The organism is Campylobacter concisus, from assembly GCF_902460845.1.
GTDB lineage: Bacteria > Campylobacterota > Campylobacteria > Campylobacterales > Campylobacteraceae > Campylobacter_A > Campylobacter_A concisus_X.
In genome coordinates this window covers 22,528-42,643 of sequence record NZ_CABPVS010000001.1, presented here as the reverse complement: position 1 = coordinate 42,643, position 20,116 = coordinate 22,528, and the positions used below count along the sequence as shown (strand labels likewise).

At 39.5% G+C, this 20,116-nt stretch carries 20 protein-coding genes; 10 read left to right on the top strand and 10 right to left on the bottom strand.

What is annotated here, in order from left to right; all coding sequences use genetic code 11:
• Nucleotides 1-63: 63 nt before the first annotated feature.
• The 3 genes from F3H00_RS00225 to F3H00_RS00215 are packed head-to-tail and all read right to left on the bottom strand — an operon-like array spanning nucleotide 64 to nucleotide 2,111.
• Nucleotides 64-801, bottom strand: a complete 738-nt coding sequence (locus tag F3H00_RS00225; protein WP_148798899.1) for an amino acid ABC transporter ATP-binding protein — start codon at nucleotides 799-801, stop codon at nucleotides 64-66.
• A gap of 1 nt (nucleotide 802) precedes the next feature.
• Complete coding sequence (locus F3H00_RS00220; RefSeq protein ID WP_148798901.1) at nucleotides 803-1,471, bottom strand: amino acid ABC transporter permease; 669 nt, start codon at nucleotides 1,469-1,471, stop codon at nucleotides 803-805.
• Nucleotides 1,458-2,111 carry an amino acid ABC transporter permease gene (locus F3H00_RS00215; RefSeq protein WP_103559227.1) on the bottom strand — a complete coding sequence of 218 codons (654 nt, stop codon included), beginning with the start codon at nucleotides 2,109-2,111 and terminating at the stop codon, nucleotides 1,458-1,460. Before F3H00_RS00215 ends, F3H00_RS00220 begins: the two co-directional genes overlap by 14 nt.
• 110 nt (nucleotides 2,112-2,221) lie before the next feature.
• Here F3H00_RS00215 and F3H00_RS00210 point away from each other — a divergent pair, with 110 nt between their 5' ends.
• The 4 genes from F3H00_RS00210 to F3H00_RS00195 are packed head-to-tail and all read left to right on the top strand — an operon-like array spanning nucleotide 2,222 to nucleotide 5,235.
• Nucleotides 2,222-2,467: a CBU_0592 family membrane protein gene (locus tag F3H00_RS00210; protein ID WP_149703645.1), complete on the top strand. Its 246-nt coding sequence runs from the start codon at nucleotides 2,222-2,224 to the stop codon at nucleotides 2,465-2,467.
• Nucleotides 2,464-3,432 carry an agmatine deiminase family protein gene (locus F3H00_RS00205; protein WP_148798903.1) on the top strand — a complete coding sequence of 323 codons (969 nt, stop codon included), beginning with the start codon at nucleotides 2,464-2,466 and terminating at the stop codon, nucleotides 3,430-3,432. The genes F3H00_RS00210 and F3H00_RS00205 overlap by 4 nt, the downstream gene beginning before the upstream one ends.
• 2 nt (nucleotides 3,433-3,434) lie before the next feature.
• A complete protein-coding gene (locus F3H00_RS00200) occupies nucleotides 3,435-4,361 on the top strand; it encodes a cation diffusion facilitator family transporter (RefSeq protein WP_148798905.1) in 927 nt (308 codons plus the stop codon).
• A 1-nt stretch (nucleotide 4,362) separates the two neighbouring features.
• Nucleotides 4,363-5,235 carry a carbon-nitrogen hydrolase gene (locus tag F3H00_RS00195; protein WP_148798907.1) on the top strand — a complete coding sequence of 291 codons (873 nt, stop codon included), beginning with the start codon at nucleotides 4,363-4,365 and terminating at the stop codon, nucleotides 5,233-5,235.
• Between the two features lie 26 nt (nucleotides 5,236-5,261).
• Here F3H00_RS00195 and F3H00_RS00190 read toward each other — a convergent pair whose 3' ends face one another.
• From F3H00_RS00190 to F3H00_RS00175, 4 genes are read right to left on the bottom strand one after another with little or no spacing between them, the layout of a single operon-like run.
• Nucleotides 5,262-5,927: a phosphate ABC transporter ATP-binding protein gene (locus F3H00_RS00190; protein ID WP_148798909.1), complete on the bottom strand. Its 666-nt coding sequence runs from the start codon at nucleotides 5,925-5,927 to the stop codon at nucleotides 5,262-5,264.
• Nucleotides 5,896-6,753, bottom strand: a complete 858-nt coding sequence (locus tag F3H00_RS00185; protein WP_148798911.1) for a PstA family ABC transporter permease — start codon at nucleotides 6,751-6,753, stop codon at nucleotides 5,896-5,898. The genes F3H00_RS00190 and F3H00_RS00185 overlap by 32 nt, the downstream gene beginning before the upstream one ends.
• Nucleotides 6,740-7,597 carry a phosphate ABC transporter permease subunit PstC gene (gene pstC, locus F3H00_RS00180; RefSeq protein WP_148798913.1) on the bottom strand — a complete coding sequence of 286 codons (858 nt, stop codon included), beginning with the start codon at nucleotides 7,595-7,597 and terminating at the stop codon, nucleotides 6,740-6,742. Before pstC ends, F3H00_RS00185 begins: the two co-directional genes overlap by 14 nt.
• 3 nt (nucleotides 7,598-7,600) lie before the next feature.
• Nucleotides 7,601-8,473 carry a phosphate ABC transporter substrate-binding protein gene (locus F3H00_RS00175; RefSeq protein ID WP_148798915.1) on the bottom strand — a complete coding sequence of 291 codons (873 nt, stop codon included), beginning with the start codon at nucleotides 8,471-8,473 and terminating at the stop codon, nucleotides 7,601-7,603.
• Nucleotides 8,474-8,788: 315 nt separating this feature from the next.
• On the opposite strand from F3H00_RS00175, the gene F3H00_RS00170 reads away from it, so the two are divergent.
• Nucleotides 8,789-9,730 (top strand): TAXI family TRAP transporter solute-binding subunit, encoded by a 942-nt coding sequence (locus F3H00_RS00170; RefSeq protein ID WP_148798917.1) that lies wholly within the window; start codon nucleotides 8,789-8,791, stop codon nucleotides 9,728-9,730.
• Nucleotides 9,731-9,816: 86 nt separating this feature from the next.
• The gene (locus F3H00_RS00165; RefSeq protein WP_148798919.1) at nucleotides 9,817-11,883 is read left to right on the top strand and encodes a TRAP transporter permease; all 2,067 of its coding nucleotides are present in this window, start codon (nucleotides 9,817-9,819) and stop codon (nucleotides 11,881-11,883) included.
• Between the two features lie 139 nt (nucleotides 11,884-12,022).
• Here F3H00_RS00165 and F3H00_RS00160 read toward each other — a convergent pair whose 3' ends face one another.
• The 3 genes from F3H00_RS00160 to F3H00_RS00150 form a co-directional block, all read right to left on the bottom strand.
• On the bottom strand, nucleotides 12,023-12,508 hold the full coding sequence (locus F3H00_RS00160; protein WP_148798921.1) for a tetratricopeptide repeat protein: 486 nt from the start codon (nucleotides 12,506-12,508) through the stop codon (nucleotides 12,023-12,025).
• A 72-nt stretch (nucleotides 12,509-12,580) separates the two neighbouring features.
• Nucleotides 12,581-13,243, bottom strand: coding sequence for a M48 family metallopeptidase (locus F3H00_RS00155; protein ID WP_187424081.1), 663 nt, complete (start codon nucleotides 13,241-13,243; stop codon nucleotides 12,581-12,583).
• Nucleotides 13,219-14,538 carry an MATE family efflux transporter gene (locus F3H00_RS00150; RefSeq protein WP_148798922.1) on the bottom strand — a complete coding sequence of 440 codons (1,320 nt, stop codon included), beginning with the start codon at nucleotides 14,536-14,538 and terminating at the stop codon, nucleotides 13,219-13,221. The genes F3H00_RS00155 and F3H00_RS00150 overlap by 25 nt, the downstream gene beginning before the upstream one ends.
• A 103-nt stretch (nucleotides 14,539-14,641) precedes the next feature.
• Here F3H00_RS00150 and abc-f point away from each other — a divergent pair, with 103 nt between their 5' ends.
• The 4 genes from abc-f (at nucleotide 14,642) to F3H00_RS00130 (ending at nucleotide 20,042) form a co-directional block, all read left to right on the top strand.
• Nucleotides 14,642-16,573 carry a ribosomal protection-like ABC-F family protein gene (gene abc-f / locus F3H00_RS00145; protein ID WP_149703644.1) on the top strand — a complete coding sequence of 644 codons (1,932 nt, stop codon included), beginning with the start codon at nucleotides 14,642-14,644 and terminating at the stop codon, nucleotides 16,571-16,573.
• A gap of 1 nt (nucleotide 16,574) precedes the next feature.
• Nucleotides 16,575-16,697 carry a hypothetical protein gene (locus tag F3H00_RS10675; protein WP_262367345.1) on the top strand — a complete coding sequence of 41 codons (123 nt, stop codon included), beginning with the start codon at nucleotides 16,575-16,577 and terminating at the stop codon, nucleotides 16,695-16,697.
• 388 nt (nucleotides 16,698-17,085) lie between these two features.
• On the top strand, nucleotides 17,086-18,597 hold the full coding sequence (locus tag F3H00_RS00135) for a DKNYY domain-containing protein (protein WP_148798927.1): 1,512 nt from the start codon (nucleotides 17,086-17,088) through the stop codon (nucleotides 18,595-18,597).
• The gene (locus F3H00_RS00130; RefSeq protein WP_148798929.1) at nucleotides 18,597-20,042 is read left to right on the top strand and encodes a DKNYY domain-containing protein; all 1,446 of its coding nucleotides are present in this window, start codon (nucleotides 18,597-18,599) and stop codon (nucleotides 20,040-20,042) included. The genes F3H00_RS00135 and F3H00_RS00130 overlap by 1 nt, the downstream gene beginning before the upstream one ends.
• Nucleotides 20,043-20,116 lie beyond the last annotated feature (74 nt).

Sequence of the window (20,116 nt, the reverse complement as noted above, 5' to 3'; positions counted from 1 at the left end):
AAGAGCGTTAAAATTTCGCTCTAAACGCATTTTGAAAAAACGGCAAATTATCTCTTATTTTTTCTAAAACGAGAATAAATTTAGAAATTTCTTCGCGCGATCGCTCTTTGGTTTGGTAAAAAATTCCTCTGGTTCGCTGATCTCCACGATCGCCCCAGCGTCCATAAATACGATCTTGTTTGCAACCGCCCTTGCAAAGCTCATCTCGTGAGTGACTATTAGCATCGTCATTCCATCTTTGGCTAAATTTAGTATCACGTCAAGCACTTCTCTAACGATCTCTGGATCAAGCGCAGCCGTAACCTCGTCAAACAGCATGATCTCAGGGTTTAAACAAAGGCTTCTTACTATAGCTATGCGTTGCTTTTGACCGCCGCTTAGCTCTTTTGGATAGGCAAATTTCTTATCAAGTAGCCCAACCTTGCTTAGCCACATATCAGCTGTCTTTTCAGCCTCAGCTCTATCTCTTTTTTGCACCTTCAAAGGTCCAAGAAGGACGTTGTCTATGACATTCATGTGATCAAAAAGCTCGTAGCTTTGAAAGACCATGCCGACCTTTTGGCGGATTCTTTGCCAATCATTAAATTTAGCATCAATCACTTCGCCATCGATTATTATCTCACCGCTTGCGATACTCTCAAGGCCGTTTATGCACCTAAGAGTTGTGCTTTTGCCACAGCCCGATGGTCCAAGAAGCACGACCACTTCACCGCTTTTTACCTCTAAATTTATATCTTTTAAGGCGTGAAGCTCTCCATAAAATTTATTTATTTTTTTAAGTTCTAATATGTTTTCGCTCATTTTAACTCCATTTTTCTTCTAGTTTTTTTGATAGTTTTGAGACTGGATAGCAGATCACAAAATATAAAAAGAATATGAGCGTGTATATCCAAAATGGCGCCATAGGATTTGTAAATACATTTCGCTCGATGATCTGCTGACCGACCTTGACTACCTCTACAACGCCGATTAGCACGACTATAGAGGTCGTTTTTATCATACGGCTTAGTAAATTTACAGCCCCAGGCACTAGCCTTCTAGTAGCAAGCGGGATGATGACATAAAAGTAAATTTGAAATTTACTAAGCCCAAGTGAGGCGGCTGATTCAAATTGATGTTTTGGTATTGATGTTATTGCGCCACGCACGATGTCCATCATTTCAAAAATTCCCCACAAGCTAAAGACGATGAATGAGGCTGTAAATGCTGAAATGTGAATATCAAACGCCTTACTGACACCAAAATAAAATAAAAATAGCCAAACGATCTGAGGCATTATGCGAACGATTTCTAGGCAAATTTTTAAAATAAAATAGATAAATTTGTTTTTCATGCTCATAAGCACGCCAAGCACTAAGCCACCGATTATAGAGATAAAAATAGAGATAAATGAAATTTCTGTGCTAACGACTAGACCTTCAAAGAGTCTTAGTAAATTTTGCGTGTCAAATAAAATACTAACTCCTTGCATTTCTCACCCTTTTTTCGACATAGCTAAGCACCAGCGAGACTGGCAAAATGATGATGAGATAGCTAATAACCAGCATAAAAAGTGCCTCGTCTGTCTTGTAATAAAGCCCGATAAGATCCTTTGCGACGTAAACTAGATCAGCAAGAGCTACGATACTAACGATGCTTGTCTCTTTTAGTAAAAAGATAATATTTGCACTAATACTTGGCACCGCTACGCTAAATGCTTGAGGCAAGATAACATATCTTAGGAGCTGATTTTTGCTAAGTGCGATGCTAAGTCCCGCTTCGATCTGCGACTTTCTCACTGCCTCAAAGCCAAGCCTAAAGCTCTCGCTCATATAGCTACCACCAAGAAAGCTAAGTCCCGCAACCGCACAGGCAAAGCCGCTCATTGACACTCCAAGCTTTGGCAAGCCATAATATAAAAAGAAAAGCTGTATAAGAAGTGGCGTATTTCTTGAGAGCTCGACGTAGCAGTCAATCACTTTTGATAGAAATTTTAGCTTGTAAAATTTTACAGCCATACAAAAAATACCGATCAAAATAGAAAAAATGATCCCTAAAAAGGCGATCTCACAGGTAAGCACTCCGGCCTTAACATAAAGCGGATAAAATTTCTCAATAAACTCAAAATCCATAAAACTTTAATCCAATCTGAAAAATGGAGTTATTTTATCTTATAATCATAAATTTAAAACTAATTAGATATGATCTTGCTTTAAATTTAAGCTTGCAAAAAGGATAAAATTTGATCGATCTTTTTCAGATCATCGGCTTTTTAGGGATGATTTGTATCGTGATGGGCTACTTTTTACTTCAGATCGGCCACCTAAATAGCCGCGATCTAGCCTATCAGATAATAAATTTAGCAGGTGCGGTGCTACTTATCATCTCGCTTTTTGTGCACTTTAACCTCGGTTCATTTTTGATAGAGGTCTTTTGGATATTCATTACGATTTATGGAATTTATAAAATTTATAAGGAGAGAGCGTGAGAGCTTACGCAGAGTGGGAAGAGCAGGAGCTTTTGTTTTTGTCGCTGCCACATAGTAAGAGCGACTGGGAGCCTTATTTAGAGGAGATTTTAGCTAGTTATGAAGAGCTAGTGGCTGCTATTACGCCGTTTGAAAAGGTAGTGCTCATCTGCCCTGATGAGGCAAATTTTTCTAGGTTTAAGAAATTTAAAAATGTTGAGTTTGTTAAGCTTGATACTGATGATACTTGGATCAGAGACTACGGTATGATCGACGTTTGCACCAAAGACGGCGTAAAGAGCTATGACTTTAAATTTAACGCTTGGGGCGGTAAATTTAAGAGTTCAAAAGATGATGCGATAAATTTAGAGCTAGCTAAAATTTACAAAACCAAGCTTGAGCCAGTTGATATGATACTAGAGGGCGGAAGCGTCGAGTTTAACGGAGATGGTGTGCTTTTAACCACCACAAAATGCCTGCTAAATGAAAATAGAAATTCCTCTCTAAGCAAAGAGCAAATCGAGGAGAAGCTAAAAAATTTATTTGGCCTAAAGCGTATCATCTGGCTTGAAAATGGCTTTATAAGAGGTGATGACACAGATAGCCACATCGACACTTTAGCGCGTTTTATCACACCTGATACTATCGCTTACGCAGCTTGTGATGACAAGAGCGATGAGCACTTTAGCGAGCTAAAAAGGATGGAGGATGAGCTTAAAAAAACTGGCTTTAAGCTACTTGCTCTGCCGCTTCCTAAGTCTAAATTTTATGATGGTAAAAGGCTTGGCTGCACATACGCAAATTTTATCTTTATAAATGGTGCGCTAATCGTGCCAACATATAATGACGAAAACGATAAAAAGGTGCTAAATTTACTAGCCAAGGCACTGCCAGATAGAAAGATCATCGGTGTAAATTCGCTAGTTTTTGTGCGTCAAAATGGCTCGCTTCACTGCTCAAGCCAAAATAGATACAAAAGGTCTTAACTTTGTCAAGTCCGTTTGATTATGAGTTTAACCGCATAAATAAGCAGGAGTGCACGCAGGGCGAAAATAAGGCTGTTATCGCAGCTGGAGCATGCGCTTTTTTGCTCGCACTTGTAAAATTTACAGCTGGACTTTTTAGCGGCTCAGTCGCTGTGCTTGGCTCGGCGATTGATTCAATGCTTGATTTTATAGTCTCGCTTTTAAATTTATTTGCGCTTAGAAAGTCAAGAAAGCAAGCCGATGAGAGATTTAACTTTGGCTACACAAAGCTAGAGGCGTTAGCAGCGCTATTTGAGTGCATCATCATCGTGGCAGCGGCTGGATATATTTTTTATGAGAGCGTTAAGAAATTTAGCGAGCCAAATTTAGAGATAGACCTTGGCTTAAGCCTCGGCGTGATGGTATTTTCGGTAGTTGTGACGCTATGTTTGGTGCTATTTTTAAACCAAATTTCTAAAAAAAGTGGAAACCTTATCATAAAAGCAGACGCGCTGCACTATAAAATAGACCTTTTTAGCAACCTTGCAGTCATCATCTCGCTGCTTATCATTAAATTTAGCGGATTTGTGATGATAGATGCGATCTTTGGTATCGTGATAAGTGGCTACATCGCTCAAAGTGCGATAAGCCTTGGCAAAGACGCCCTTGGTGTCTTGCTAGATCACGCAGTAAGCCCTGAGGTCACAGAGGGGATCATCAAGATGATAAAGGCAAAGAAGAGGGTTTCAGACTTTCACTACCTAAACACAAGACAGAGCGCAAATACCATATTTTTAACGCTGCATTTAGTTTTTGACAAAGACATCTCGCTTTACGACGCGCACGAAGTGGCCGACTCGCTTGAAGCTGAGATAAGAGAGAAATTTAGGGATTATTCGTGGCAGATAACCACACATTTAGACCCATACAACGACAAAGAAGGGAAATGAGATGAAAGTAGCACTACTTCAACAAGAATTTAAAGGGACAAAAGAGGCGACCATAGCAAAGACACTCGAGCTAATCGCAGAGGCAAAAAAAGGTGGCGCTGATCTCGTGGTCTGTCAAGAGCTGCACCAGACGCAGTACTTTTGCCAAAGCGAGGATACAAATTTCTTTGATCACGCAAATGACTGGCAAGAAGATGTCGCTTTTTGGGGCAGGGTGGTAAAAGAAAACGGCGTAGTTTTGGTCACTTCACTCTTTGAAAAGAGGGCTGACGGACTTTATCACAACACCGCCTTTGTCTTCGAGCGTGATGGCAGCGTGGCTGGCAAATACCGAAAAATGCACATCCCTGATGACCCTGGATTTTACGAGAAATTTTACTTTACGCCAGGCGATATCGGCTTTGAGCCTATTGAGACGAGCCTTGGCAAGCTTGGCGTTTTGGTGTGTTGGGATCAGTGGTATCCTGAGGCTGCAAGGCTCATGGCGCTAAAAGGGGCGAAAATTCTCATCTATCCAACGGCTATTGGCTGGTTTGAGGGCGATAGTGATGATGAAAAATCAAGGCAGCTTGAAGCGTGGGTGGCAGTGCAAAGAGGTCACAGCGTGGCAAATGGCCTGCCAGTGGTCGCAGTAAATCGCGTGGGCTTTGAAAAAGATGATAGTGGCGTGATGGATGGGATTAAGTTTTGGGGAAATAGCTTTGTTTACGGGCCGCAAGGCGAGCAGCTTTTCCGTGCAAATAGCACAGATGAGCTATGCAAGATCGTTGAGATAGACATGAAAAGAAGCGAAGAAGTTCGCAGAATTTGGCCATTTTTAAGAGACCGCAGGATCGATGCCTACGCAAATATCACAAAAAGATTTATCGACTAAATTTGGAGCTAGAATTTCTAGCTCTTTTAAAATGCAAATTTCTTATCCACTATGCGGACTATCCTGCCGCCAAGCCTTTTTGCCTGCTCTTCATTGTGCGTGGTGATGATGATCGTATATCTTTGCGACAGGCTTTTTAAAAGATCTTCTATGATCAAGACATTTTTCATATCAAGTGATGAGCAAGGCTCGTCAAGCATGAGCACTTCAGGCTTTGTAGTTAGCATCCTTGCGATGCAAAGTCTTTGCTTTTGACCGCCTGAAAGTTTGCTAGCTGGCATATCTAGGTCACTTATCTCATCTAGCAAATTTACGCTTTTGAGCAGCTCTTCTACTCTTTTTTGCTTATCTTTTATGTTGCCCTCATAAAATTCCATCGCATAGGTTAAATTTCTCTCGACGCTAAAGGGAAAGAGCGTGGCGTCTTGAAAGAGTATGGCTAGCTTTCGTCTTAGCCAAATTTCGTCTTTGCTTTTGATATTTTCACCTTTAAATAATATCTCTCCGCTATATCTACCGCCCTTTTGCTCCAAAAAGCCATTTAGCGCTGATAGAAATGTCGATTTACCACATCCTGAGCTACCCATTAGGCAGATGATCTCGTTTTCGGCGACGCTAAGATTTAGATCTTTTAAAATTTCATTGTCTTGGTAAAAGATACTAAGATCTTTTATGTTTAAAATATTTGGCAATTTTCTCTCCTATATCAAATAAAACTACGGCTGAAAGCAGGTGTAAAATGATCAGTATAAAAATGAGCACGAGCGCCGTGGCGTAGGCATTTTGCGTTGCGACTGACTGGCTTAAGAGCATGTGCAGGTGAAAAGGCAGTGCCATGACTGGCGAGAGCAGGCCTTCTGCCTTTGCCATGAAGACGACTCCAGTTAAAAGTAGCGGCGCGGTGGCTCCTATGGCGTAGCTGCCAGCAAGAATCAAGATCGATATGATATTTTTTCTAATGGTTGGCAAAACTAGCTTTCTAGCCATGAAATTTTTATCAACGCCAAGCGCGAAGCTATCTCTTAACATCTTCTCATCGATCTGTGAGATCACCTTTTCAACGCTTACTTCAACAAATGGAAAGACCATCAAAGCAAGCGTAATGCTAGCTGTTAGCAGGCTTTTGGGGATATCAAGACTAACGATAAAAAGCCCATAAACAAACATCCCAAGCAAGATAGAAGGAATAGAAGCCATCGTTTGGATGATAAATTTAAGGCCGAGCTTGATCGTGCTAGAAGTGCAGTAAATTTGCCTATAAATGGCGCAGCTAACGCCAAGGAGCGCGGAAAATATCATAGATAGGATCATCAGCAAAAATGAGCCTATGATGGCATCTCTTATGCCACCACTCTCACCTAAATTTAAACCTTGTGGATTTTTGGTTAGAAAGTCTAAATTTATCTGAGAGATGCCATTTGCAAAGATGAAATAAAATATCCAAAATATCACCGCAACCACTATAAATACGCAAAGATAGGCATAAAATTTGACTAGATGATCTTTAAAAGCGTTCATTGTTTTTCTCAAATTTAAAGATAAAAATATTTAGCATAAATATAAAAACAAGCAGGATAAATCCGCTTGCAATAAGAGCGTGATAGTGCAGGCTGCCAGCCTCGCTCATGCCCATTTCAAGGGCTATTAGAGATGGTATGGTCTGAGCTTTTGAGAGCAGGTGCGGAAAAAGCGGGGTGTTGCCTATGACCATCATCACAGCCATCGTCTCGCCAGCTGCCCTTGAAAATGCGAGTATAAAGCCTGAAATGCTAGCTCTTATTGACTTTCTAAAAATGATCTTACGTATAAAATATCCAGTGCTTACGCCAAGCGCATCTGAGTTTGTTTTGAAATTTTGCTTTAACAGATCTACACTTTGAAGCAGGTGTGATGTAAAAAATGGCAGGATCATGATGCTAAGGATGAGACTAGCCGCCAAAACTGACTCTCCAGCGGACATTTTTAGTCCTGACTCTAAAATTTTTACAACCGTGTAAAGTGCAAAAAATCCGTAAATGATCGAGGGTATACCAGCTAAAATTCTTATCATCCAGTCTAGCACATGCCTAAGCCAAGCACTCGCAAAAAAGCAGATAAAGATAGTAACGCCAAGGGAGATGAAAAATGAAAATATGCAAGCTAGAAATGCAACTGCGAAATTTGCGACTAGGATATTAAAAAGCCCAAAGCTAAATGGCTCCGTGCTAACGTCCCAGTCGCCATTTAGTAAGAAGTCAAAGAGACTTACTTCTGCAAAAAAACTCGTGGAATTTAGCAGCAAAAACCCCACGAGTAAAAGCAAAAGCATGGCGGATAAAAGTGTGAAAGCATATACCCCACCTTTAAAAATTTGCCCTATCATTGGCTATTTTACTGGTATAAATCCCATTTTTTCGATAGTCTTTTGACCTTCGGCTGAATTTAGCACATCAACAAAAATTTGCTCACTCTTGCTTAGATCGCCACTTTTTACGATGATGAGCGGGCGAGAGATGTAGTATTTGCCATCAACTATGTTTTTAACAGTTGGCTCGACGCCGTCAACGTTTAGCGGTATTAGCTTGCCTTTGTTTTGGTTTGTGATGCCAAAAGATGCGTAGCCAATAGCGTTTTTATTTTCGATTATTTTTGAGACAAGTGCGCCCATTGATGGTGACTGGATGACGTTTTTGCTAACTTTGATATCTTTCATGATCTTTTTTTGAAATACCTCGTGAGCACCGCCACCAAGATCTCTTGTAACTACGACTATTTCGTCATTTGGTAGGGATTTGTCAAGATCGATCCACTTTTTGTACTCGCCTGAGAAAATTTTGATAATCTCATCTTTACTCAAATTTCCGCCCTTTAGCTTTATCACCTCATTTTCTGGGTTTACAGCCACGCAAAGTGCGTCTATGCCAAGCGTATAGGCTTTCATGTCTTTGATCTTTGCTTTTTCGCTATCTTTTACGTCGCGAGCTAGCATGCCAAAGTCAGCGACATGATCAAGCACAGCTTTTACACCAGCACCAGAGCCGCCAGCTGAGACAAAAATAGTAATATTTTTGTTTGGCAATGCGCTATCTACTTTATCCCAAGTCTCGTATTTTTCGATAAAATCAGTTGAAATTTTAGCGATGACTGGAGCTAGCGTAGATGAGCCACTAAAGCTAACTTGCGTTTTTTCGTCCGCACCTGAAGCGAAATTTAAAGATAAAAGCAGCATAGAAGCAGCCAACATAAGTGATTTTTTCATAAAAACCTCCAAAATTTGATTGTTGTTAACATTTGTAAAAGCTATTGGTTATGTTGTAAATTTGCAACAGTTTTTCTAAAACTTAGAACTGCGATGGATTATACAATAAAAAATGATATTTAAATAGCCGGTTTATCAAATTTATTTTGACTAATAAAGAAATATAAATTTAATCTTAAGAAAATATTTTTTTAAGTCTTGATTGTGTAGAATGGTTGCAACTTTACCAAAACGGCATAAAAATATCATATTAAATAAGGTAAAAAGCTAAATTTATAGAATAAAATAGCCTTAAATTTCTTGAAAGGATCTTAGATGAAAACTACTTCTTTGGCACTTGCTGGCTTGCTTTTAGCAACAACACTTTCAGCAAAAGAATTTATCAGTATCGGCACTGGCGGCATGACAGGCACGTACTATCCGATAGGTGGAGCGATCTGCCGCTTGGCAAACAAAAACACCGATGTAAAATGCTCTGTTCAATCAACTGGCGGCTCAGTTTATAACGTAAATAACGTCCTCAAAAAAGAGCTTACATTTGGCTTTGTTCAAAGTGATGTCGTTTATGATAAATTTAACGGCACTGGCAAATTTGACGGAGCAAAAGATGAAAATTTACGCTCAGTAGTAGCGATCTATCCAGAGCTTCTTGCATTTGTTGTAGCAAAAGATAGCGGTCTAACAAGTGATATTGCTTCATTTGCAGGCAAAAAATACAACGTCGGAAACCCAGGCAGTGGCAACGAAGTGAGCACGCTTGAAGTCTTTAAAGCAAAAGGCTTTGATGTTTCAAAACTAGGATATCGCGGCGTTTTAACAGTTGGCGAATGCCCACACGCACTAAAAGATAAAAAGATAGACGGATATAGCTTTGTTGTCGGCCACCCAACTGCAAACATCACTGACGCTGCGACATCTTTGCCTATTGATATCCTAAATATCGAAGGTAGCGAGATCGACAAACTTCTTGCAGATAAGCCATACTTCGCAAAAGGTGTGATACCAAAAGGTTCATATGATGGCGTTGATCACGACGTAAATACTATCGGTGTAAAAGCTGTTTTGGTAACTAATAAAGATACAAAAGATGAGGCTGTAAAGGCTGTGATAAAAGCTATTTTAGACAACTTTGATGAGTATAAAACTCTTCACCCAGCGCTAAAATCAGTAAATAAAGAAGATCTTGTTCAAGGTCTTTCAGCTCCGCTTCACCCAGCTGCAGAAGCTGCATTTAAAGAGGCTGGTATTTTAAAATAATCCATTTCCAGGGGCTTTTGCCTCTGGATAAAATTTAAATATGCAAATTCTTTTAAATTTATATATTTAAATTTTAAAGGAGAGAGATGAACGAAGTCAAAGACAACGAAGAACAATTTGTCGAGGTAAAAACAAGGGAGATAAATAGCAATTTTTACAACTATTTTATTGCGATTGTATGCTTTTCTTGGTCAGTTTTTCAGCTTTATATAGCTTATTTTCCGCTTAATACAAATATTTCGCGCTCAATACACTTAGCCTTTGCGGTTGGGCTTGTATTTTTGCTTTATCCAGTCACTTTTCATAAAAAGGCACATTCTAGTTTGCCATTTTACGATCTGGTCTTTTGTGTGGTAGGCGTTGTTGCCGTACTTTATCCAGCGGTTTATTTTTATGAACTAGCTGATAGGACAGGGGACTACATCACGCAAGATATCGTCATATCATTTTTGGCGATCATTGTCTTGCTTGAGGCTGGCAGGCGTGTCATGGGGCCAGCACTTCCAATTATTTGTATATTATTTTTGATATATGATCACTTTGGTCCTTATATGCCAGACATCATCGCTCATCAGGGTGCCAGCTTTGAAAAGATCGCAGGCCATATGTTTTTGACGACTGAGGGCATCTTTGGTGTGCCTATTGGAGTTAGTGTTAGTTTTATCTACCTTTTTGTTCTTTTTGGTTCATTGTTAGAGCGAGCAGGTGCTGGACAATACTTCATAAATTTAGCCTTCTCACTTCTTGGCAAATATAGAGGCGGCCCAGCTAAGGCTTCAGTCATCGCAAGTGGCCTAACTGGCATGGTCTCAGGTAGCTCAACAGCAAACGTCGTAACAGTTGGTACATTTACCATACCACTTATGAAAAAAGCCGGTCTTTCACGCACAAAAGCTGGAGCCATCGAGGTTGCTGCTGGCGTAAATGGACAGCTTATGCCTCCGATCATGGGCGCAGCTGCCTTTATCATCGCTGAGTTTTTGGGCATGACATATACAAATGTTATGATGGCAGCGGTAATTCCAGCTTTTGCTTGCTATTTGTCACTATTTTTTATTGTTCATTTAGAGAGTGTGAAGCTTGGCTTAAAAGGTATAAATCAAAGCGAATTTCACTCAAGATTTAAAATTTTTGTAAGTGGACTTCACTATATAACTCCGATTTTGATTTTGCTTTATACGCTATTAATCGCAAAAGAGTCAGCCATCGCTGCAGCATTTAATGCTATTGGATTTTTATTTTTAATAATGATCTTTCAAGAGCCGGTTAAAAAACTAGCAATTGGCGAAAAAGTTGGAATAAATGATGTGTTAATAGGCTTTGAAGATATATTTTGGGCGATGGTTGCAGCCGCAAAAAGTATGACAACGATCGCCATTGCAACCGCACTTGCAGGTATTATCGTGGGCTCTATCTCTTTAACTGGCCTTGGCCAAGTACTTTCAGATTTAGTTGAGTTACTTGCTGGTGATAATATAGTTATGATATTGCTTCTTACTGCGATGATGTCACTTATACTAGGAATGGGCCTTCCAACAACAGCAAACTACATCGTAGTTTCAAGCCTTGTGGCACCTGTTATTTTATTTTTGGCGCACAAAAATGGCTTTTTAATTCCAGCCATTGCTGTGCATCTTTTTGTCTTTTACTTTGGAATTTTAGCTGATGACACGCCACCAGTTGGTATCGCAGCTTATGCAGCAGCTGGTATCGCCAAAGCAAATCCTATAACCGTTGGTGTTCAAGGATTCTTTTATGATCTAAGAACGGCGATCTTGCCATTTGCATTTTTCTTTAACAACAAACTTATGCTAATAGAAAGCGTAAATGAGGGCGACCCGCTTGATTCAAAAGGAATAGTCTGGATGAGCAATCCACTTGAAATTTTACTTGTCTTTGGTATGGCGATCGTGGGAATGTTTGCTTTTTCAAGCTTACTTCAAGGTTACTATGTTACAAAGCTTAGAATTTGGGAACGTATTCTTTTGATCCCTGTTGTGCCACTAGCTCTTGTACCAAATATATGTGCAAAATTTAATCTTATACCAAACGAATACACTGCTTATATCGTAGCTGCTGTACTTTATGGATTTGTTTTTATGACTCAATGGGGCATTAAAGATAAACCACTTGATCAAATAAAAATAATCTAATCTTAGGCAAGAGTACTCTTGCCTAAATTTCTAATATAAATTTTTAGACTACCTTTATACTTTGAGTAATTTCTATTTAAAATAAGTGTTTTTTGGATTTTTTTGTTTTAAGAAATTTTTAGGCTCTTAAGCCTAAAAATTATAGTTGTTTTGAGCGCCTTAGATCGCCTGCAAATTCGCAAGACATCTTATCGCCTAATTCGCAGCCTTTTACTAAAAATTCATAAGCTTTTTTAAATTCTTTAGCCTCTATCAAGATAGAACCTACCATCTCGCAAGAATATCCATCATTCTTCTCACAAGCTTTATTAAAAAGTTCTCTTGCTTTTTGTGGCTCAGTATTTAGATAAAGTCCACCAGCTGCCGAGCAACCTTCAACCTCACCAGCTTCGCAAGCTTTGTTATAGTACTCTAAGGCCTTGCTTGGATTAGGTAGAGCTGTTTTTCCTAGTTGGTAAATCGCTCCAACTTTTACGCAAGATTTTACATCATTTGCCAAACATCCTGCTTCAAATTTAGCCAAAGCTTCTTTAAAATTTGAGCTCCCATATGCCTTTAGGCCATCTTCAAAGTTACCTGAAAAAGCACAAGTGGCTAAGATTGAGATAAAAATCATTTTTTTCATTGAAATTTCCTTTTTGTGAATTAACATGCGATTTTAGCATATTAATTTTTACACTTACTTGATGAAAATAAATTACGCTTTTAAAATTTGCTCTTGCTTTCTATAATCAGGCATGATTTTTTCTATAAAATCGTAAAAACTTTTTTGATGATGTGGATAGAGCAGGTGTGTTAGCTCGTGAAGAACGACGTAGCTCACGGCAGAGATGGGCTTTTCGATGAGCCTTAGACTTAAGTTTATATAGCCTTTTTTATGATTGCAGCTACCCCAGCGAGTTTTGCTATTTCGTATGACGATACGGTTAATCGGCCTATCAATAAAAGGCTCAAAATGGCTTATGAGCTCTAAAAATATCTCTTTTGTCTTTGTTTTTATAAAGTGTTCAAGTGCCTTTAAATTTGGCGTTATAATAAATTTGTCTTCAAAAAATGGCTGTTTTATGCTTTCATCAAATTTGATCTTGTAAATTTCTCCAAGAAATTTCATTTCATCATCTTTTGGTAAATTTGCAAGAGCTTTTTTGTAAGTATTTTCAAGCCAAATTTTATGCATCTCAAGAAAGCTAAGAGCCATCTTTTGTGTGCTGTAAAATGGCATAGATAGCGTGATTTTAGCGTCATTGCCAACTCTTAGACGCATGGATTTTACATTTGTTTTAAAATTTATTAAAACGCTTAGCCCATAAAAGTCTAAATTTATGCTCTTTTGCTTTAAACTAGGCGTTTTTCTTGCCATTTTTTGCTTCTCCAACGCCACGTATTTGCAAGGCCTCTTAGCCATTCATCAGCACAAAACCCTATCCAAACGCCGATAACCCCCCAACCAAGATAGATACCTAAAAAATATCCAAGTGGCAGTGAAAGCCCCCACATGAAGATAAGGCCAGTCGCAAGAGGAAATTTTGCGTCGCCGCTTGCACGAAGGGCATTTACGATGACAATGTTAAAGGTTCTGCCCGCTTCAAGAAATATCGAAAGTGTAAAAAGTGGTAGCATAATCGCACGTAAATTTTCATTTAAATTTAGTGCGTCCATGATTTGATGCTTTAGTGCATAAGCTATAAGCACGACTACTAGTGTTATAAAAACTCCAAGTCTTAGTGCTCTAAATGTCCTTGTATAAGCCTCGTTAAACTCGCTTGCTCCAACTAAATGTCCTACAATGACCTCATTTGCCACGCTGATACTCGCTCCACAAAGCAAGATAAGAAGCGTAATCTGAAAGTAAATAGTCTGCACGCTTAGGCTAGCCTCGCCCATGCTTGCCACAAAGCCAAAAGCGACCATGTATTGTGCCATCCAGAGTAAATTTTCGCCTGCGCTTGGAAGGCCGATTGAGAGAATTTTCTTTAAAATTTCAAATGGCACGACAAGTAGCTTTTTAAAATAAATTTTAACTTTTGCCTTTTGACTTAGCATATAAGCTAGCACAAAAATGCCCACTAGTCTGCCAATAAGTGTCGAGATAGCAACTCCTTGTAGTCCTAAATTTGGTAGATTGAACCAGCCAAAAAGGGAGATAGCATTGCCTAAAATCGTAATTACGTTCATCAAAACCGAAGTTAGCATAACAGCAGTTGCTAGGTTATAAACACGAAGCACCGCAGCTAGCACCATACCGATGCCATCAAAAAGCAGTGCAAAGCCAAGGATATGAAGATATGAGAAGCTATCATTTATAAGCTCTTTTGGCACGTTTAGTAAATTTAATATGTTGTAGCCAAAGACGTAGATAACGATAGCTGAGAAGATACCAAAGAGCGTATTTGACGTGATACTTGCGTGTATGACGTTTGAAGCAAGATCGTTCTTTTTAGCTCCCAGCGCTTGGGCGACGACGACTGAACAGCCAATGCTTAGGAAGTTAAAAATAGTCATAAAAAGATCCATCACTTGATTGCCAGCACCCATGGCACCAACTAGATGCACACTCACTTTTGTTACCATGTAGGTGTTGATAATAAGCGTAATGAAGTGTAAAAACATATCCAAAAATATCGGAACTACGAGTTTTCTCATAGATAAGTTCATTAAATTTTCCTTAATTATTTTAAAAATTTTGGCGATTATAGCCAAAATTAGGTTTTAGCTCCCTTTTGATATAATCGCGAGAAATTTAAAAAATGAGAGAAAAATGGCATTAATCGACCTGATAGACGTAAGTAAAAAATTTGGCGCAAATGAGATTTTAAACGCTGTAAATTTTAGTATAAATGAAAATGAAAAGATAGCGATCATCGGTAAAAATGGCAGCGGTAAAAGCACGCTAATGAAGATCATCTCCGGCGAGATAGCAGTAGATAGTGGCAGACGCATAGTGCAAAACTTAATAAGCGTCGAGATGCTAGCTCAAACTCCAAATTTTAACGCAACTTTTACCGTAAGGCAGGCACTAAATAACGAGCTAAAAGAGATATTTGACGCGATAAGCGAATATGAAAAGAGCGGCGTTTTACTAGCAAATGATCCAGAGAACAAAGAAATTTTAAAAGAGCAAGAGAGGCTTTTAAAATTTATAGAGGCAAAGGATGGCTGGAATATCGAGTACAAGATCGAGCGAATTTTGCAAGAATTTAAGCTAAAAGAGTATGAAAATAGACCCATTTGCTCGCTAAGTGGTGGCGAGATCAGACGCGTGGCACTGGGTGCACTCATTCTTAAAAAGCCAGATGTCTTGCTGCTTGATGAGCCGACAAACCACCTTGATGTTTACATGGTCAAATTTCTTGAAGATATGCTTAAAAGCTCAAATCAAAGCATAGTTTTTATTAGCCACGATAGGTATTTTATCGATGCACTGGCAACTAGGTGCGTTGAGGTCGAGGATACGGGCTTAAAAAATTTCGAGGGCGGATATGCAAACTATCTAACCAAAAAAGAGGAGATTTTAGCAAGCCTTGCAAAGTCGCATGAGACGCTGCTAAAACAGCTAAAGGCAGAAGAAGAGTGGCTAAGGCGCGGCGTAAAAGCTAGGCTAAAGCGAAATGAGGGTAGAAAAGAGCGGGTGCTTGCTATGCGCGAGGAGGCTAAGAAAAATCCAGGTGTGATAAGGCGCGTGAGGCTTGAGCTGGAGCGTGCAAGTAAAAATTTCAACCAAACGCAAAGCCAAAACCGTAAAAAAATGCTCTTTGAGTTTAAAAATTTAAGCAAAAGCATAGATGGCAAGGTGCTTTTTGAGAAATTTGACGCAAGAGTTTTGCAAGGCGAGAGGATCGCCATTGTGGGGCGAAACGGCAGTGGAAAGAGCACGCTACTTAAAATTTTGCTAGGACTTGAAAAGCAAAGTAGCGGCGAGATAAAAAGAGGCGAGGTGAGCATCGGCTACTTTGATCAAGCTAGAAATGTCCTTGATGATGATAAAAGCCTTATCGAGACATTTTGCCCAAATGGCGGCGATCACGTGCTGGTTCGTGGGCGAAATATGCATGTTTATGGCTATCTTAAAAATTTTCTATTCCCAAAGGAATTTTTAGATAAAAAGATAGGCGTTTTAAGTGGTGGTGAGAAAAACCGCGTGGCGATTGCACTTCTTTTTACAAAAACCTACGACGTGCTGGTGCTAGACGAGCCAACAAACGACCTTGATATCGCAACTATAAACATCTTAGAAGACTACTTGCAAAGCTTTGAGGGGGCTATCTTACTCGTTAGCCACGATAGGTATTTTGTCGATAAGATGGCAAATAAGCTTTGGGCGTTTGAGGGCACGAAGATAAATGTCTTGCACGAAGAGTATAGCGTCTATTTGGAGCTTGAAGATGAGATGAAAGAGCTTGATAAATTTGAAAAAGAGCTCTCAAATAGCCAAAATGAAACCAAACAAAAGAGTAAATCTGGCGTAAAACTAAGTTATAAACAAACGCAAATTTTAAACACATATCCAGATAAAATTTCAACCCTTGAAGCAAGGGTAGCCGAGCTAAACGAGGGGCTTAGTGATCCTAAAATTTATCAAGAAGTGGGTCTTGCTAAGCTTTATGAAGAGCTAAAAAAGGTAAAAGCCGAGCTTGAAAGCCTAGAAAATGAGTATTTTGAAGTGCTAGAGATCGCCGAGGAGCTCGAGTAGCTTGAAAAAGATCGGTAGGATAAGCGCGCTAAATAGAAGAGTTGTTAGGCAAAATTTAGCCACAAGTATGAGCCTTTTGATAGGTAAAGAGAGATTTAGCGGGGTGTTTTCACCAGAGATATAAAAATATGAAGTAGGCGATCTAGTCGATATAAAATATAAGAGGGTTGGATTTTTAAATAAGATAGAGACCATTAGGCTAATCGCAAAAAGCAGCGAAGAGTCAGGACTTTTTGCAAGGATTAAAAATTTGATCTTCATGCTTAGTTATTTTTATTTATGCTTTATTGCGTCAGTCTTTATTTATTATGGGGTTATGTTGGAATTTAATATTATTAGGCTTATTATTACATTAGCAGCCACTTGTTTTCTATTTTGGATGGGTAAATCCGCATATTTTAGGTTTTTAATTTTTAGATATTTTATATTTGGATAGGTACTTTGAAATTTAAATGTATGAAAGGTTTTTGCGCCATGATGAGGTCGCTAAATTTGTTTGAAACGAGGCTAAAATGCTAAAAAAACATCCGCTAATCACCACATTACTTGCCATAGTTGTGATATTTTTTGCTATCTATTTTTTTATCTTTGGGTTAGCTACTATTTTAGATGACGACATTGGTGATAGTAAAGAGTTAAATAATAGCTTTTTTTACGTCAAAGATGACAAGGTCTATGCCATGGTGCCAAGCGGCGGTAAATTTGAGCTAATAGGCGTGAGGGTCAGCAAATTTAGATACATTGACACCGGCAAATACGACAACAGAAACGTTGGCGCTAGTGATGAGGCGGTATATTGTGGCAATCTCGTGATGAGTGGGCTTGATCCAAATGGCATTAGAGCGCTTGGCAATGGCTACTTTGGTGATGGCAAGATAACATATTTTTGCGATAGCGTAAGCGAGACGAACCTCGAAATATCTGCATTTAAAGAGTTTTGGGATATCGTCTCACATAAAATGTTTAATACCCCTAAAGCGCAAACTCATATCTATAAATTTAGACAGGTTGATAACGCTAATTTAGCTGCGATCTTGGGCTTTGGCTATGCAAGCGACGGAGTAAAGGTCTATCATGAGGGCAAAGAGCTAGAGGGCGCAAATGCGAGCAAAATGCGATACATCGAGCAGGCATCTGGCAGAAAGAGCGTGCATTTTACGACTGACGGAGAAAATGTCTATTATGACAGCACAAAACTAGGGATCAAATTTAGCCCGCAAATGCGTGATATCGGCGAGATATGGCGCATTCACTATCTTTATGAGCCAAATTCTGGCATGGTTTATGCAAACGATCACGAATTTGACCCAAAATTTGCCCCATACGAGCCACTTTTTAACCTAAAAGATGAGCACTCCTATCATGCGCTCTTTCGTAGCAAAGGCGGTATCTATCACTGGGAGCGAAAGTGGCAGTGGTATAACAGCATAGATGAAGGCGAGTTTGTAAGAGATGGCGACGATCCATTTAAAGGCGAGATAACGCCACTATATGGCAACGTGGTGATAAATGACGGCAAGACATATTTTCTAAAAACCTATGAAATTTGGCACAACACAAAAAATGATCACAGCCTAAGCTCACGCCACACGTCTATCGTAAGGCTTGATACAAAAGAGCAGTGGCGAAAGATCGGCCTTGTAAGAAACGATGGCTACGGAGCGGTTTATGCAAACGGCGATAAGACATATTATTTTGATAACGTCGGCTACGGCTGGTATTTTAACAGCAGCATTTATGATATAAACGACCTTGGTGTGGTTGAAATTCTCACTCGTCCTTATGGCCCAAATGTTAAGAATTTAAAACTTGATGAGATAGTAAAAATGGTAGATCAAGGCGCTATGGTGCCAGCTGAGGGCGAGGTGGTGATCGATGCGATAAGCGACTTTGATGATTACTCGCAAAAATATGCCTACTGGATATTTTTAGCCATTGCATTTATAGTCTCGGTAGTTGGCGCTATTTTTAAAAACAAAAAGCAAAAAAGTGGGCTTAAAAAAAGGGTGGATGATTATAGATAATGAGAAAAATTACTATTAGATTTGTTTATTTTTTAGTTATCTTGACGCTATTTTTTGTTTTGGCGATGCTTTATCTCTGGCATGAGGGCGAGTATCAAAGAGGCTTTGCAAATATTGATAATAGTGAGTTTTACCGCTCACCAGAGGGTAAAATTTATGTTCAAATTTCAGGCAGCGGCAAGTATGAGCTAAAAGGTGTCGATGAGGCTAGTTTTAGGGTCTTAAAGCTAAAACACGCGTATGATTACTCAAACGTAGGAGCTGATAAAAATCATGTCTATTGCGCTAGAGAAATTTTGCCTGGCCTTGATCCAAACAGCACCAAAGTGCTTGGCAATGGCTATCTAAGTGATGGCAAGGTAAGCTATTATTGCGCTACTAGAAGCGAGAAAGAGGCGGGATTTAGCGAATTTAGCGCCATTGTGAAAAACCTTGTTCACGTTTTTATAAAAAGCTACGATGATAGCCCTTATTTTTACAGGACAAAAAGGGTCGAAAGCACAAATTTAGAGCCTATCTTTGACGCTGGCTTTGCAAGAGACGGAGCTACGCTTTACTACAAGGGCGAAAAGCTTGACGCAGATACTAACGAGCTAAGATACATCACGACAGAAAGCGGCGCTCCTAGCGGATATTACACAGACGGCAAAAGCCTATTTTTAGGCTTTTATAAGCTTGATGCTGGCTACACAGATGAGGTGCGCCAGATATGCTATGACCCAAAGCACGATATAGAATATCTTTTTGAGCCAAAAAGTGGGGCGGCGTTTGCAAATGAGCGTAAATTTAGCGCTCAAAATATGCCTTATAGCGCCATTCATAGCGTGGATAACGTGCACTCGTTTTGGCCTCTTTTTGCCAGTAAAGATGGAATTTACTTTTGGAATAGCAGCAAAAACGAGCAAGCTAAAATTTCAGACTACCAGCTAAAAGGCGAGCTAAAAAGGCTCTATGCTGACATTTTTATAGATGAGAGCTCAGCGTATTTCTTGCAGCAAGGCGAAGAGTGTCGGCGCTCAAAGCACGGCAGGCACTTAGAGGCGCAAACAGTCTCTTTATATAAATTTGCCCCAAGTAGCTCTTGGCGCGAAGTAGGGCAGGTAAAAGATGGCGAATATGGCGCAGTTTATGCAAATGGCGAGAAGGTCTATTTTTTTAGCAAGATAAAGCCATTTTACGGCATAAAGCATAGCGTTTATGAGGTGGCGGGTCCTAGCGTCATAGAAATTTTAACAAGAGCGTCTAAAGAGCTTAGCGCAAAAGATATCAGCGATATGATAAAGCGCGGCGAGCTAGTGGAGGCAAGCGGCGAAGAGGTCGCAAGGTCGAGGGTAGAGTATGACTCGCCAAAGATCATTTTATATATCACATTTGGCGTCGCCTTTTTTGTCATAGTGCTAACAACTCTTGCAAAACCAAAGAGAGATAAAAGCGACTTGAGATAAATTTCAAAGTGGCTATTTTTGGTGGCTAAAGTTTAAAATTTCATAAAAATTTAAAGAGAAAATTTGACCTATTT

Bases quoted from the DNA above. Each gene is read 5' to 3' on its own strand.
- F3H00_RS00225 (WP_148798899.1), bottom strand. From the start codon at position 801: ATGAGCGAAAACATATTAGAACTTAAAAAAATAAATAAATTTTATGGA.
- F3H00_RS00220 (WP_148798901.1), bottom strand. From the start codon at position 1,471: ATGCAAGGAGTTAGTATTTTATTTGACACGCAAAATTTACTAAGACTC.
- F3H00_RS00215 (WP_103559227.1), bottom strand. From the start codon at position 2,111: ATGGATTTTGAGTTTATTGAGAAATTTTATCCGCTTTATGTTAAGGCC.
- F3H00_RS00195 (WP_148798907.1), top strand. From the start codon at position 4,363: ATGAAAGTAGCACTACTTCAACAAGAATTTAAAGGGACAAAAGAGGCG.
- F3H00_RS00185 (WP_148798911.1), bottom strand. From the start codon at position 6,753: ATGAACGCTTTTAAAGATCATCTAGTCAAATTTTATGCCTATCTTTGC.
- pstC (WP_148798913.1), bottom strand. From the start codon at position 7,597: ATGATAGGGCAAATTTTTAAAGGTGGGGTATATGCTTTCACACTTTTA.
- F3H00_RS00175 (WP_148798915.1), bottom strand. From the start codon at position 8,473: ATGAAAAAATCACTTATGTTGGCTGCTTCTATGCTGCTTTTATCTTTA.
- F3H00_RS00170 (WP_148798917.1), top strand. From the start codon at position 8,789: ATGAAAACTACTTCTTTGGCACTTGCTGGCTTGCTTTTAGCAACAACA.
- F3H00_RS00165 (WP_148798919.1), top strand. From the start codon at position 9,817: ATGAACGAAGTCAAAGACAACGAAGAACAATTTGTCGAGGTAAAAACA.
- F3H00_RS00160 (WP_148798921.1), bottom strand. From the start codon at position 12,508: ATGAAAAAAATGATTTTTATCTCAATCTTAGCCACTTGTGCTTTTTCA.
- F3H00_RS00155 (WP_187424081.1), bottom strand. From the start codon at position 13,243: ATGGCAAGAAAAACGCCTAGTTTAAAGCAAAAGAGCATAAATTTAGAC.
- F3H00_RS00150 (WP_148798922.1), bottom strand. From the start codon at position 14,538: ATGAACTTATCTATGAGAAAACTCGTAGTTCCGATATTTTTGGATATG.
- abc-f (WP_149703644.1), top strand. From the start codon at position 14,642: ATGGCATTAATCGACCTGATAGACGTAAGTAAAAAATTTGGCGCAAAT.
- F3H00_RS00135 (WP_148798927.1), top strand. From the start codon at position 17,086: ATGCTAAAAAAACATCCGCTAATCACCACATTACTTGCCATAGTTGTG.
- F3H00_RS00130 (WP_148798929.1), top strand. From the start codon at position 18,597: ATGAGAAAAATTACTATTAGATTTGTTTATTTTTTAGTTATCTTGACG.